Source organism: Streptomyces sp. NPDC031379 (genome assembly GCF_055569615.1).
Map to the genome: position 1 here is coordinate 56,050 of NZ_JBVIIT010000034.1, position 13,233 is coordinate 69,282.

The 13,233-nt window shown below is 72.7% G+C and carries 13 protein-coding genes; 6 read left to right on the forward strand and 7 right to left on the reverse strand.

Features of this window, described 5'->3' with window-relative positions; translation table 11 throughout:
• Window positions 1-176: 176 nt before the first annotated feature.
• The 4 genes from ACZ5CW_RS36670 (at window position 177) to ACZ5CW_RS36685 (ending at window position 3,136) form a co-directional block, all read left to right on the forward strand.
• Entirely contained in the window at window positions 177-1,781 is a 1,605-nt protein-coding gene (locus ACZ5CW_RS36670) for an FAD-dependent monooxygenase (protein WP_468609316.1), read from the forward strand.
• 77 nt (window positions 1,782-1,858) lie between these two features.
• Window positions 1,859-1,945 (forward strand): putative leader peptide, encoded by an 87-nt coding sequence (locus tag ACZ5CW_RS36675; protein ID WP_313960178.1) that lies wholly within the window; start codon window positions 1,859-1,861, stop codon window positions 1,943-1,945.
• Window positions 1,946-2,009: 64 nt separating this feature from the next.
• The gene (locus ACZ5CW_RS36680) at window positions 2,010-2,549 is read left to right on the forward strand and encodes a cupin domain-containing protein (protein ID WP_468609318.1); all 540 of its coding nucleotides are present in this window, start codon (window positions 2,010-2,012) and stop codon (window positions 2,547-2,549) included.
• 155 nt (window positions 2,550-2,704) lie between these two features.
• The gene (locus ACZ5CW_RS36685; protein WP_468609364.1) at window positions 2,705-3,136 is read left to right on the forward strand and encodes a rhodanese-like domain-containing protein; all 432 of its coding nucleotides are present in this window, start codon (window positions 2,705-2,707) and stop codon (window positions 3,134-3,136) included.
• 162 nt (window positions 3,137-3,298) lie between these two features.
• Here the strand turns inward: ACZ5CW_RS36685 and ACZ5CW_RS36690 are convergent, their stop codons facing one another.
• From ACZ5CW_RS36690 to recA, 3 genes are all read right to left on the reverse strand, one after another.
• Window positions 3,299-5,830: an ABC transporter permease gene (locus ACZ5CW_RS36690; RefSeq protein ID WP_468609320.1), complete on the reverse strand. Its 2,532-nt coding sequence runs from the start codon at window positions 5,828-5,830 to the stop codon at window positions 3,299-3,301.
• A gap of 288 nt (window positions 5,831-6,118) precedes the next feature.
• Window positions 6,119-6,961 (reverse strand): recombination regulator RecX, encoded by an 843-nt coding sequence (gene recX / locus ACZ5CW_RS36695; protein WP_468609322.1) that lies wholly within the window; start codon window positions 6,959-6,961, stop codon window positions 6,119-6,121.
• Window positions 6,962-6,964: 3 nt separating this feature from the next.
• The gene (recA, locus tag ACZ5CW_RS36700) at window positions 6,965-8,092 is read right to left on the reverse strand and encodes a recombinase RecA (RefSeq protein WP_468609324.1); all 1,128 of its coding nucleotides are present in this window, start codon (window positions 8,090-8,092) and stop codon (window positions 6,965-6,967) included.
• A gap of 322 nt (window positions 8,093-8,414) precedes the next feature.
• Here recA and ACZ5CW_RS36705 point away from each other — a divergent pair, with 322 nt between their 5' ends.
• Window positions 8,415-9,155 carry a hypothetical protein gene (locus ACZ5CW_RS36705; RefSeq protein ID WP_468609326.1) on the forward strand — a complete coding sequence of 247 codons (741 nt, stop codon included), beginning with the start codon at window positions 8,415-8,417 and terminating at the stop codon, window positions 9,153-9,155.
• A gap of 32 nt (window positions 9,156-9,187) precedes the next feature.
• Here ACZ5CW_RS36705 and ACZ5CW_RS36710 read toward each other — a convergent pair whose 3' ends face one another.
• Both ACZ5CW_RS36710 and ACZ5CW_RS36715 read right to left on the reverse strand, forming a co-directional pair.
• A complete protein-coding gene (locus ACZ5CW_RS36710) occupies window positions 9,188-10,438 on the reverse strand; it encodes an AI-2E family transporter (protein WP_468609328.1) in 1,251 nt (416 codons plus the stop codon).
• Between the two features lie 129 nt (window positions 10,439-10,567).
• Window positions 10,568-10,762, reverse strand: a complete 195-nt coding sequence (locus ACZ5CW_RS36715; protein WP_468609330.1) for a DUF3046 domain-containing protein — start codon at window positions 10,760-10,762, stop codon at window positions 10,568-10,570.
• An 80-nt stretch (window positions 10,763-10,842) separates the two neighbouring features.
• Between ACZ5CW_RS36715 and ACZ5CW_RS36720 the strand changes: the two genes are divergently transcribed.
• The gene (locus ACZ5CW_RS36720) at window positions 10,843-11,787 is read left to right on the forward strand and encodes a hypothetical protein (RefSeq protein WP_468609332.1); all 945 of its coding nucleotides are present in this window, start codon (window positions 10,843-10,845) and stop codon (window positions 11,785-11,787) included.
• 340 nt (window positions 11,788-12,127) lie between these two features.
• Here ACZ5CW_RS36720 and ACZ5CW_RS36725 read toward each other — a convergent pair whose 3' ends face one another.
• Window positions 12,128-12,436 carry an AzlD domain-containing protein gene (locus ACZ5CW_RS36725; protein ID WP_468609333.1) on the reverse strand — a complete coding sequence of 103 codons (309 nt, stop codon included), beginning with the start codon at window positions 12,434-12,436 and terminating at the stop codon, window positions 12,128-12,130.
• A complete protein-coding gene (locus ACZ5CW_RS36730; protein ID WP_468609366.1) occupies window positions 12,433-13,200 on the reverse strand; it encodes an AzlC family ABC transporter permease in 768 nt (255 codons plus the stop codon). Before ACZ5CW_RS36730 ends, ACZ5CW_RS36725 begins: the two co-directional genes overlap by 4 nt.
• Window positions 13,201-13,233: the final 33 nt, after the last annotated feature.

The following is a 13,233-nucleotide window of genomic DNA, read 5'->3' on the forward strand; positions in this document are numbered from 1 at the left end:
ACCCGATCAGACCCGAATGCACCACCCGGAGGCAGTGGCATGATCGCCACTGCCTCCGTTCGCTTGACGCAAACTCTGCCAATGGGTTGCATACGTTCTGTGATCGTGCACCCCGCTCCACCTTCCTGTTCACTTGTCTCCGTCAGGGCATCGTCACGGGCAGGGGGCGCCGCGTCATGGACCCGGTGATCATCGTCGGAGCGGGGCCCGTCGGGCTCACGCTGGCCCTGGCCCTGGCCCGGCAGGAGGTGCCGACCGTCGTCCTGGACGAGGGCCCCGGCAAGGACGAACCCCGCCCGGCGCGCACCGTCGTCCTGCGCGAGGACACCACCGCCCTGCTGGAGCGGCTGACCGGGGTCGCACTCGGTGAACACGGCGTGCGCTGGGCCGGATGGCGGTCTCTGCGGCGCAAGCAGGTGATGAGCGAGGTCGCTTTCGACGAGGCCGACCCCGCCGCCCCGCTGCACATCGCCCAGCACGTCCTCACGCACGCCCTGCGCAGCGCCGTCGCCGACGAGCCGCTGGTGAAGACGGTGGTGGACAGCCGCCTGGACTCGATAGAGCAGGAGCGTTCCGGCGTCACCGCGCACACCCGCGGCCCCAGGGCCACCTGGTGGCGCGGCAGCTATCTGGTCGGGTGCGACGGCACACGCTCGACGGTGCGCAAACTCCAGGACATCCGCTTCCCGGGCCGTACGGCGGTGGAACGGCACGCGGTCGCCGCGCTGCGCACGGAACTTCCGTGGGAGGGTCAGGCGTTGCTCCATCGGATGCCGCCGTGGCGGCAGTCCGGGCCCTCGGCCGGGGAGGTGACCGCCCGCCCCCTCCCGGACGGCGTGTGGCGCCTGGACTGGCTGCTGCCGCCGGGCAAGGACCTGGTCACGCCCGAGGTTCTGGTGGCCCGGATCCGCGAGACCCTCGCGGGCTGGACCGGCGGTTCCACACCGGCGTACGACCTGCTCGACACCGGTGTCCACACCGTGCACCACCGGCTGGCCCGCCGGTGGCGCGCCGGTCGCGTCTTCCTCGCCGGGGACGCGGCGCATCTGCTCGGCGCTTTCGGCACCCAGGGGCTCGACGAGGGCCTGCGGGACGCCGACAACCTCTCCTGGAAGCTGGCCGTCGCCTGGCACCGCGGCCCGCACGAGGCGCTGCTGGACAGCTACCAGGCCGAGCGGCGCGCGGTGGTCGCCGCCCGGCTGCGCGCCGCCGACCAGGCGCTGCCGGTGCTGCGCGGCGGGGGCGGGCTGCGCCACATCGTGCCGGGCGCGGCCAGGGGCCACGACGGGTTGCTCACGGACGCTCACCTCGGGCGCGGGCCGCTCGGCACGTCGGGGGTGTACGCCGACTCGCCGCTCGCGCCCCGGCACCTGGAGGCGGAGATCCCGGTCGACACCCCGCCCGGCGCACCGGTCACGGACGTGCGGGTCACGGCGGAGGACGGTTCCTTCGTCCAACTGCGCGACCGGCTCGGCCGGGGAGCGCTGCTCGTCGTCCTGATCGCGCCGGGCACAGGCGTGTGGGACCGCAAGCACTGGGTCTCCGCCGGGGTGATGCCCAGGCTCGCCGCCGCCGTGACCGCGCTGCCGCACCCCGCCGAGCTGCTGGTCGCCGAGAGCTACCCGGGTGCCCCGGCGCACAGCGTGCTGCTCGTGCGCCCCGACGGCCACCTGGTCACCGCGTTGAGCGGGGTCCGCCCGGCCGACCTGTACGCGGCGGCCGAGGCCTCGGTGGGGGGCGTGGTGAAGCAGGAGGCGGAGGCCGGCTCCGGCGCGCGCTGACCGGGGGCTCTGTCACGCTCTGTCCACATGGTGACAGTGGATTGACCGGAGTACGGCAGCGTGCTGTACTCCGGATCGTGACCGACACCTGTGTACGCCTGTGGCGGAGGGTCCATATGGACCTCGTCCGCTACGCGGGCTGCGTGTGTCGCCCGTCCTGCTGAATTCGCACCTTCTCTCCTTTCCGGGCGCCGTCGCGCGCCCGTTCCGCGAAGCATCCTCAGGACGGTGTACGTGTCTGTGTCCTCCCCCACCGCATCCCCTGCCGCCGGCTCGGCGCCCACCCAGGCGGACCTCCTCGACTTCGTACGGCGCACGGCGGCCGACGCCGAATTGATCGCCTCTCTTCCGCTCGACCCCGAGGGCCGCACCTGGGTGCGGCTGGAGGGGCCCGGCGGCAGCGAGGCCTGGCTGATCGGCTGGCCGCCCGGCACCGGCACCGGCTGGCACGACCACGCCGATTCGGTCGGCGCCTTCCTCACCGCCTCGGGCGAACTCAAGGAGTACTCCCTCGCCGTCCGGCTGCCCACCGACGGCTGGAAGACCCTGGAACTCACCGAGGGCGTCGACCACGAACGCCGGCTGGCCGCCGGGAAGGGCCGTGCCTTCGGCCGTCACCATGTGCACGAAGTGCTCAACGAGTCCCCCGACCGGCACGCGATCTCCGTCCACGCCTACTACCCGCCGCTGCCACGGATCCGCCGCTACAGCCGCACGGGTCAGGTACTGCGTCTGGAGCAGGTCGAACGCCCGGAGGACTGGCAGTGACCGGCAGGATGGGCAGCGCACGGGTGGACAGCGAGGAGTCGACGGTGAGCGCGAGGGACGAGGGGCCGGCCGGCGGGAACGAGTCGGCCGTCGGCGCGACGGGTGAACGCCCCGTCGGCAGCACGGATCCGGTGGTGCACGGGAGCGGTTCGGCGGTGCGCGGGAGCGGTTCGGCGGCGCGCGAGAGCGGTGAACAGCCCGTCGGCATCGATGAGTTGCTGGAGTCGGTGCGTGCCGGGTACCGGCGCATCGAGGCACGGGACGCTCATGAGGCCGCGCAGGACGGTGACGCGCTGCTGGTCGACATCCGGTACGCGGCCCTGCGCGAGCGGGACGGGCTGATCCCCGGCGCCCTCGTCGTCGAGCGCAACGAACTGGAGTGGCGCCTCGACCCGCGGGGCAGCCACCGCGCACCCCAGGCCACCGGACACGACCTGCGCGTCGTGGTGATCTGCAATGAGGGCTACGCCTCCAGCCTGGCCGCAGCCTCTCTCCATCAGCTGGGCCTGCACCGGGCGACGGATCTGGTGGGCGGCTTCCAGGCGTGGCGGGCGGCCGGACTACCGGTGGAGCCGGTGAAGTCCTGAGCGGCACGGTGTACGGCCCGGTCATGCGCCGGGCCGTACACCTGAGTTGTGCCGGCGTCGTCCCTGGCGACCGTGCGGGTCCGTGCCGTGCGCCCAGCCGGCCGGTCGCCCTCGGAAAACGGAACGAACCCCCGTGCGGGCACGGAGGTTCATGACACGGTGTCATTCCTTGGCCGTGGCCACCGTGACCGCCCGCACCCGCAGCGCCGCCCGCCCCGGGACGGCACTGGCCACCAGAGCGAGGAGTCCGGCGACCGCGACGACCGCGACGTAGAGCAGGGGCGCGACCGCGGGGGCCGCGTGGCCCGTCATGCCCAGGCTGAACGCGGTGAGCACGGCGAGGGCGATACCGCTGCCGAGCACCGTGGCGAGGAGCAGGACGGACAGCACCTCGGTGCGCAGCATGCGCAGCACCTGCCGGCGGGTGGCTCCCGCGAGGCGGAGCAGGGCGAACTCCCGGACACGCTCCGCGACCGACATGGCGAGCGTGTTGACGACCGCGATGGCGGTGAAGGCCAGGACGAGCCCCATGGCGAGAAAGTTGACCTCGGCGTTCGTCTGCTGTCGGTCGGCCTGGAGGTCGTCGGCGGCGGCCGGCGAAAGAATCCGCATCCCCGGGAACTCACGGAGCGTAGTCGCGAGTTGTGTCTGTGTACGGGTCGTGCCGACGAGGACGGAGGAGGCGAGCGGGTTGTCGACGTGGCGGGCCACGAGGTCGTGGGCGAAGGTGAGATCGCCGAACCCGAGACCGCGGGCGTAGACGGCGGCGACGGTGAGCGTGGCGGGCGTGCCGTCGCCGAGCGTGAGTTTCAAGGTGCTCCCGGGCTCCAAGTGGTGGTGCTCGGCGGCGAGTTCGCTGACGGCGACGGTATCGGGGGCGAGTCGGTCGAGGGAGCCGGCGGTGACCTCGGGGTCCCAGGTGCGGGTGAGGCCGCCCGAGGTGACGCCCTGCGCCGGGTACTTGTCCAGGCCGACGCGGACGGTCGTGCGGACCACTTCGGTGACGGTGTCGTGCCGTGCGCGCAGCCGCTGCGCGGCCTCGGCGGGGACGCCCGGCCCCTCGGCGGAGACGACCCAGTCGGCGGCTCGGACGCCTTCGCGGGCCTGGGCGCGGGCGGCGTCGCCGAGCGTGGACTGGACGAACAGGACGGTGCAGGTCATGCCGACGAGCAAGGTGAGGGGGGTGATGACGGAGGCCATGCGTGCGGCGTTGCCGCGCAGGTTGGCGGTGGCCAGGCGGCCGCCGTGACCGGTGAGCCGGAGCGGGCCGGCGAGCAGCAGCGCGGCGGCCTTGACCAGGAGGGGACCGAGCAGGGCGACGGAGGTGGACAGGAGGACGACGGCGAGGAACGTCACGGGTGTCGAGGCGGGTTCGGTGCGCAGGGAGGTGAGGACGGCGACGAGGACGACTCCGCCGGTGAGGAGCAGCAGGCCGGCGGCGATACGGCCCCAGGCGGGACGGGTGCGTTCGGACCTGGCCTCGGCCAGGGCTTCGGCCGGGCGGATCCTGGCGACCCTGCGGGAGGCGATCCGGGCCGCGGCCCAGGCGCCGAGCAGGGTGGCGGCGAGGGCGGCGAACGGCGGGAAGACACTGACGGTGTGCTCGAGCGTGGCGGGTACGGCTCCCAGGGCGACGAACCGGGCGTGCAACCAGCCGCCCAGCGGCAGACCGAGCAGTGCACCGGCCGTGCCCGCCGCCGCGCCGACGATCAGCGCCTCCCGGCCGAGCAGCTTGCGGATCTGTCCGGGCGTGGCGGCGATGGCGCGGAGCAGGGCGAGTTCGCGGTGGCGCTGCTGGACGGTGAGCGCGAAGGTGCCGACGACCACGAGCACGGCCACGAGCAGCGAGGTGCCCCCCATGGCACCGCCCATGCTGACCAGCCGGACGCGGGCGGCGGCCGCGTCCAGGAACTCGACGGGCCCGCGGGCGTCACCGGTGCAGACCTGGGCGGTGGTGCCGTGCAGCGCCTTCGCCACGGCCTGCCGCACCCGCTCCGGGTCGGTGCCCTTGGCCGGCAGCACGCCGAGCGCCGTGACCTGCCCGGGGTGTGCGGCCAGTCTGCGGGCCTCGCCGGCGGTGAAGAAGAGGGACGTCTGGTGGCGTACAGCGGTGGCCGGGGTGGCGATACCGGTGATCCGGTACGCGCGCGGAGCCTGGGTGGACTGCACGGTGAGCCGGTCACCGGGCCGCAGGTGGGCCCGTGCGGCGAGGTCACTGTCGACGACCAGGTCACCGGCCGCCTTGGGCGCGCTGCCCGTGGTCAGCCGGTACGGCGTCAGTGCGGCGGAGTCCCAGGCGTGTCCGTAGGCGGTACGGCCGCCGGTGCCGTCCGGGATCAACGGCTGGGCGAGGAAGGTGAGTTCGGGCACGACCCGGGCCACGCCGGGGGTGTGCGCGAGTCTGGTGCGCCACTGCTCCGGGATCCAGGCGCGCTCGGCGATGGGTTTCGCCTTGTGTTTGACCTTGGTCTTGCCCTTCTTGTGCTTGATGGTGGTCCGGTGGACGTACTGGTCGCCGGAGACGATGACGGGAGCGGCGGCGTAACGCTCGGTGCGGATGGTGCCGCGCAGGCCGGTGTCGAGGAGGGTGCCGCAGGCCGTGATCAGAGTCGCGGCGCACATCAGCGCGAGGAAGGCGCCGAGAAAACCCGCCTTGCGGGCACGGACGGTCTTGAGGGCGTAGCGCAGCATCATCGGGGCGGGCTCTCTTCTGTTGTACGCGTCGGTCGTGTCGTACGCGGCCGGCCTCGGCGATGCGCGCCGGGGTGCGGGGCGTGCGTACAGACTCGCCCGTGCGGTGGTGCGAGAGCACTGCGGTGGCCCGGCGTCTCCTGCGGGGGCTAACCCCACCGTCCGCCGAGCTGGGCGAATCCGGCTGGACCCCCCGGCGCGGGGTGGGCGTCCGAGGTCGGGGCCGGGCAGATGTACCCGATCGGCGCGAGGGGCGACGGCCGGGTGGGCTCCGGCGGACGCACGGCCCCCTCAGACGTCCTCGTCCCCGAGGAACTCCGTGTCCTCGCCCTCTTCCTCCAGGGCCTGGCGGACGACGCGAAGGGCCATGCCCTCGGGATAGCCCTTGCGGGCGAGCATGCCGGCGAGGCGGCGGAGCCGCTTGTCCCGGTCGAGGCCGCGTGTGGCGCGCAGTTTGCGGGCGACCAGTTCGCGGGCGGTCGCCTCCTCCTGCTCGGAGTCCAGCTGGCCGACGGCCTCGTCGATCAGGGCGGAGTCGACGCCTTTGGTGCGCAGTTCCCGGGCGAGTGCGCGCCGGGCCAGCCCGCGGCCGTGATGCCGGGACTCCACCCAGGCGTCCGCGAACGCGCTGTCGTCGATCAGCCCGACCTCCTCGAACCGCGACAGCACCTCCTCGGCCACCTCCTCGGGGATCTCCCGTTTGCGCAGGGCGTCCGCGAGCTGCTTGCGGGTGCGCGGGGTCCCGGTGAGCAGGCGCAGGCAGATCGCCCGTGCCCGCTCAGCCGGGTCCCCTGAAGACTCCCCCCGCTCGGCCCTCGACGAGGAAGGGGCGCCTTCGTCCTCACCGGGCGCGTCCCCGAAGCCGCGCCGCCGCCGGCCGCGTCCCCGGCCGCCCCGCGCTCCGGCGGTGCCTCCGGAGCCGCGGCCGGGGCCGTCCCCGTACGGCTCGCCGCCCGGGCCGTCCGGGTACGCGCCGCCGTCGCCCTCGTGCCCGCCGCCCTCGTGCCCGTATCCGTCGTCGCGGTGTCCGCCGTCCCCGTCCGGGGCGGAGTCCGGGTAGCCCCCGGTGCCCCTCCCCCGGGGGGCACCGGGGGTGGCGTACTCGTACTCGGCCCAGTCGGTTCGTCGTGTCACGGGTCAGCTCTTGGCAGCGGCGGCCTTGGGCTTGGTGGCCTTGGCGGCAGTCGGAGCGGGCGCCGTCTTGGCGTCGTCGCCGGCCGCGGTGGTCACCGCCGCGTCCGTGCCGGGCTCGGTGGCGGGCTCCTCCGGCCGGACCCCCACGCCCAGCTTCTCCTTGATCTTCTTCTCGATCTCGTTGGCCAGGTCGGGGTTGTCCTTGAGGAAGTTGCGCGCGTTCTCCTTGCCCTGGCCGAGCTGGTCGCCCTCGTAGGTGTACCAGGCGCCTGCCTTGCGGACGAAGCCGTGCTCCACGCCCATGTCGATCAGACCGCCCTCGCGGCTGATGCCCTGGCCGTAGAGGATGTCGAACTCGGCCTGCTTGAAGGGCGGCGCGACCTTGTTCTTGACGACCTTGCAGCGGGTGCGGTTGCCGACCGCCTCCGTGCCGTCCTTCAGGGTCTCGATGCGGCGGATGTCGATGCGCACCGAGGCGTAGAACTTCAGCGCCCGGCCACCGGTCGTGGTCTCCGGGGAGCCGAACATCACGCCGATCTTCTCGCGGAGCTGGTTGATGAAGATCGCGGTGGTCTTGGACTGGTTGAGCGCGCTGGTGATCTTCCGCAGCGCCTGGCTCATCAGACGGGCCTGGAGACCGACGTGGCTGTCGCCCATCTCGCCCTCGATCTCCGCGCGCGGGACGAGCGCGGCGACGGAGTCGATGACGATGAGGTCGAGGGCACCGGAGCGGACCAGCATGTCCACGATCTCCAGGGCCTGCTCGCCGTTGTCCGGCTGGGAGAGGATCAGGTTGTCGATGTCGACGCCGAGCTTGCGCGCGTACTCGGGGTCGAGGGCGTGCTCGGCGTCCACGAAGGCGACCTGACCGCCGGCCTTCTGCGCGTTCGCCACAGCGTGCAGGGTCAGGGTCGTCTTACCGGAGGACTCCGGTCCGTAGATCTCCACGACACGGCCACGCGGCAGGCCACCGACGCCGAGGGCGACGTCGAGCGCGGTCGACCCGGTCGGGATGACCTCGATGGGCTCCTTCGACCGCTCGCCCATGCGCATGACCGCGCCCTTGCCGAATTGCCGTTCAATCTGCGCGAGCGCGGCGTCGAGCGCCTTCTCGCGGTCGGTTCCTGCCATGGGTTCCACCCGGTTTGCTTGAGTCGATCGCTTCACGTCAAAGACGCTAACGCCTGCCACTGACAATGCGCCCCGACGCAGGTCCAGCCTGTGGATAACCGAGGGACTTTTCCCGGCAAACCGGTCTGAAACCCCCTACCGAAAGCCTCGCCTGAGCCTCCATGAGAATGGATGTTCGATTTTCGTGTCAAGCGCGCCCCACGGCATCCGCAGCATCTGCCGGGAGCGAGCGCGGCGCCAAAGACCGCTACTCCCGGCGGCGTATGACGGGTGCCTTCGGCCGGACGACGACCTCCCGCACCGCTCCCGGGAGCCTTGGCCCATGAAGACTCCGCGTGCCGTCGACCGCCTCTGCCACGCGACGGGGCTGCTCCTCGTCCTGTCCGGCCTCGTGCACCTGGCGGTGTTCGCCGTCGACGGCGGCCCCTGGGACGGTCCCGTCTCCTGGCGCAAGCCCGTCACGTTCGGGCTCTCCTTCGGGGTGACGCTGATCGCGGTCACCTGGGTCACGTCGTACCTGCGGGTCGACGCGCGGCTGCGCTCGGCCCTGCTGCTCGTCTTCGCCGCCGACTGCGTGGTGGAGGTCGGCGGCATCACGCTCCAGGCGTGGCGCCAGGTGCCCTCGCACCTGAACATGGAGACCCCTGTCGACACGGCGGTGTCCATGACGCTCGCCGTGGGCGGCGGCGTGCTGGTCGCGCTGCTCACGGTCTTCGCCGTCGCGTCCTTCCGGCACCGGCCGACGGGCCCCGCCGGCATGCCGCTCGCGGTGCGCTCCGGGTTCGCGCTGCTGATGGTGGCACTGGCCTCGGGGGCGGCGATGATCGCGCGCGGGGTCGTACTGACCCGGACCGGCCACCAGGAGGCCGCCTATCACTCGACGGCCCCGCTCAAACCGCTGCACGGCGTGAGCCTGCACGCCGTGCTCGTCCTGCCCCTGCTGGCCTGGCTGCTGTCCCGCACACCCTGGAGTGTGGAGGCACGCAGGCGGATCGTGGCCGCGGCCACCGGCTGCTACGCGGCCGCTGTCGCGGCAGCCGGCGCATGGGCGGTGCTCACGTAGTGATCACCACCCGCGGAAGGTCTCCGTTGCCGCTACGACGCCCCCTCCGCGTCGGACGGCGCGGACCGCAGCCGCCGCATGCGGGCGAGCAGGCCGGGGCCGGCCGGCCCCCTGCTGCGATGCCCCTGCACCCGGGGGTCGTCCGTGACGGCGTACCGCTTCACGTACGCCCCCAGGAAGGCCTGCAGCGTGGCCACCACGGGGATGGCGATCAGCGCGCCGACGGCACCCAGCAGCGCGGTGCCCGCGATGACCGAGCCGAAGGCGACCGCCGGGTGGATGTCGACCGTCTTGGCGGTCAGCTTGGGCTGGAGCACGTAGTTCTCGAACTGCTGGTAGACCACGACGAAGACCAGCACCCACACCGCGTACCAGGGGTCCACGGTGAACGCGATCAACATCGGCAGCGCGCCCGCGAGGTAGGTGCCGATGGTGGGGATGAACTGCGAGACCAGGCCCACCCAGACACCGAGCACGGGCGCGTACGGCACGCCGAGGGCCTGCAGCAGGATGTAGTGCGCGATTCCGGAGATCAGCGCCATGAGGCCGCGCGAGTAGAGATAGCCGCCCGTCTTGTCGACGGCGATCTCCCAGGCACGCAGCACCTCGGCCTGACGCGCGGGCGGCAGGACGGAGCACAGGGCGCGGCGCAGCCGGGGGCCGTCGGCGGCGAAGTAGAACGAGAACAGCGTGACCGTCAGAAGCCGGAAGAGTCCGCCGAGCACCTGTGCGGAGACGTCGAGGACGCCGGCCGCGCTGTTCTGCGCGTACTTGCGCAGCCAGTCGGAGTGGAGCAGGCCCTCCTGGACGTCCACCCGTCTCAGCTCGGTGTGGAAGGTCTCATTGATCCAGTTGATCAGCGAGTCGAGATAGCCCGGGAAACCCTCGACCATCTTGATGATCTGGCCGGCGAGCATGGAGCCGAGCAACGTGACGAACCCGGCGGTGACGATCATCAACCCGAGGAAGACCAGGAACGTGGCGAGCCCCCTGCGCATGCCACGGGCGGCCATCCGGCTCACCGCGGGCTCTATCGCGAGGGCCAGGAAGAACGCGATCAATATGTTGATCAACAGCGCGGTCAGCTGGTGGAAGGCCCAGCTGCCGAGCTGGAACGCGGCGATCAACGCGAGCGCGAGCACCATGGCGCGCGGCAGCCAGCGCGGCATGCGGGCCCCCGGAGCGACGGTGCCGGGGGCCGGGGGTCGGTCGGGCGGCGTCGTCGTACCGGTCGGTGCCATGTGCCGGGCGGGCGGCTGGTTGTCCTCGTCAGTGGGTGCCACGGCCCCAGTCTCGCCGACTCCGCGGACAACCGGCGCCAACCTGCGGTCTTCGTGACGGATCGGTGCCGTATCGTCGACATCTTCACGGAACGATCGGGACGTTTCGGTCAATGCATCAACGCTGCCGCGTCAACGTCTCTCCCCCGGCACGCCCATGACCGTGCAGACCACCCGCCACACGTCCTTGGCCTCCCAGCCGGCGTCCAACGCCTCGTTCACCGTGCGTCCACCCAGCTCCGACATGACGTGATCGCGCGCGAAGGTGTCGGCGTACCCCGTACCGAAGTGTTCCGCCATCCGCTGCCAGAAGACCGTCAACCGCATGAGTCCAGTATCCCGCCCCTGAGGGTGGGCCCCGCCCGGGACCGCTCGTCGAGACCGCTTTCCGTCCTACGGTCTGACGCATGGCCGAAACAGGAGCTTCCCCACCCCCCCCTGCACCCCCGGCGCGCTCCCCGCTCTCCCGCGCCGAACAGTTCGTGTGGCTCACCGCGCGCGTGCTGGAGCAGCGCCTCTTCGCGTACCACTTCCTGCAGGGCTCCCCGGACGCGGTGGAAGCCGCGCTGGACGCCTACCGCAACGAGGACGGCGGCTACGGGTACGCGCTGGAGCCCGATCTGCGCGGACCGGTGAGCCAGCCCCTGCACACCGCCCACGCGCTGCGCGTGCTGGACACCATCGGGCGCTGCGGCGGACAGCGGGTGGAGCGCGTGGGCCGCTATCTGACCTCCGTCTCCACCGTCGACGGCGCGCTGCCGGCGATCCATCCCGGTCAGCGCGGGTATCCGGCGGCACCGTTCGTGCCGGTCCTCGACGACCCGCCCAGCGAGCTGCTGGCCACCGGTCCGGTCGTCGGGCTGCTGCACCGCAACGAGGTATGGCACGCCTGGCTGTTCCGGGCCACCGACTTCTGCTGGCACGCCGTGGAGTCCCTGGAGAAGTCCCACCCCTACGAGGTGGAGGCCGCCGTGACCTTCCTGGACTCGGCTCCGGACCGCCCGCGCGCGGAGGCCGCCGCCGACCGGCTGGGCCGCCTGGTGCGGGAGCAGCGGCTCGCGGCACTGGACCCGGACGATCTCGACGCCTATCCGGTCGCGCCCGGCTACGCCCCGGGGGAGCATCACTTCCCGCACGACTTCGCCAGGAGCCCGGGGTCGCTCGCGCGCGCGTGGTTCACGGACGACGAGATGGCCCGCTCGCTGGACCACCTGGCCTCCGCACAGCAGGAGGACGGGGGCTGGCCGATCCGCTGGCGCCGGTGGGCACCGGCCCCCACCCTGGAGTCACGCCCTCTGGTGACGATCGAGGCGCTGCGCACGCTGAGGGCGTACGGCCGCTTCGTAGGCTGAGCCGCCCCCACCCTCGGCCCGGCCGCCGGCTGCCACCCCGATCGACGGTCGCCCCCCGGTCGCCGGTTGGCCGCCCGAGCCGGTCCGGTGCGTGAGCCGAACCGCCCCGTCCACCGCCCGAACGGGCCGGTACGCAGACGGAGCCTCACGTCCTCCGACCGAGCCGCTCCTGCCCACCGCCCGAAACCGAGCCGACCCCGTGCGCCGACCAAGCCGCTCCAGCCCGCCGGCCGAGCCGCCCCGTCCACCGCCCGAACCACCCCCCGAACCGCCCCCGCCCGTCAGCCGAACCGAAGCGCCCCGGTACGCAGACGGAGCCCGCCGGCTGCGCCGCCCCGTCTCACCCGCCGACGGCACGCACCCCCGCCGTCACCACCACGGCAGCCGCGACGACCAGCAGAAACGGCGCACGCAGCAGCAGTGCCACGGCGGCCGCGCCGAGCCCCACGGCACGGGCGTCCAGCACGAGCGCGTGCCCGTCGGCGAACGTCTGCTGTGCCGTGAGCGCGGCCAGGAGGGCGACCGGGAGCAGGGCGGCGAGCCGCCGTACGAAGGGCCGCTCCATGGCTCCCGCGGGCACGAGCAGACCGGCGAGCTTGACGGCGTAGCAGCCGAGGGCGGTCGCACCGATCGCGATCCAGGTGTTCACCGACCCTCCTCCGATCCGTCCGATATCTGCGGCACATCCGATGTCGCCGGCGCGTCCTTCGCTTCCTGGCGGCCGCGACCGCCGCGCCGGCCCTCGGCGAACAGTGCGACCGGTGCCGCCAGCGCCGCCACCAGCACCGGCACACCGGCCGGCAGGACGGGCAGCAGGGCGAGGCCCAGCAGGACCGCGAGGCCCGCGACCGCGCGCTCGGTGGCGGTCTTGAGCATCGGCGCGAGCAGGGCCAGGAAGACGGCGGGCCCGGCAGCGTCCAGTCCCCACGCGCGCGTGTCACCGATGGCCTTGGCGCCCAGCGCACCGAGCAGCGTGGTGAGATTCCACAGCAGGTACAGGCTGAGCCCGGTGACCGTGAAGCCGATCCGGGCGGCGCGCCGGGTCGGCTGTGTCAGGGTGACCGCGGTGGTCTCGTCGATCACCCACTGGGCCGCGAAGGGCCGTACCGCGCGCGGGAGGGCGAGCACCTGCGACAGCCGCAGCCCGTAGAAGGCGTTGCGCACGCCCAGGAAGAAGGCGCCGGCGGCGGCCGTGAACGGGTTCCCTCCGGCGGCGAGCGCTCCGACCAGGGCGAACTGCGAGGCGCCCGTGAAGACCAGGAGGCTGAGCGCGCAGGTCTGGAGCAGCCCGAGTCCGCTGCCGGCCGAGGTCACCCCGAAGGCGAATCCGGACAGGCCGACGGCGACGCCGACTCCGAGGGCGTCCCGTACGACGGCCGCGTCCGGTTTGTCCGTGGCGTCGTCGGGGGTCATGTCCGCGAGTGCTGTCTGTGTCACGCCTCGGAC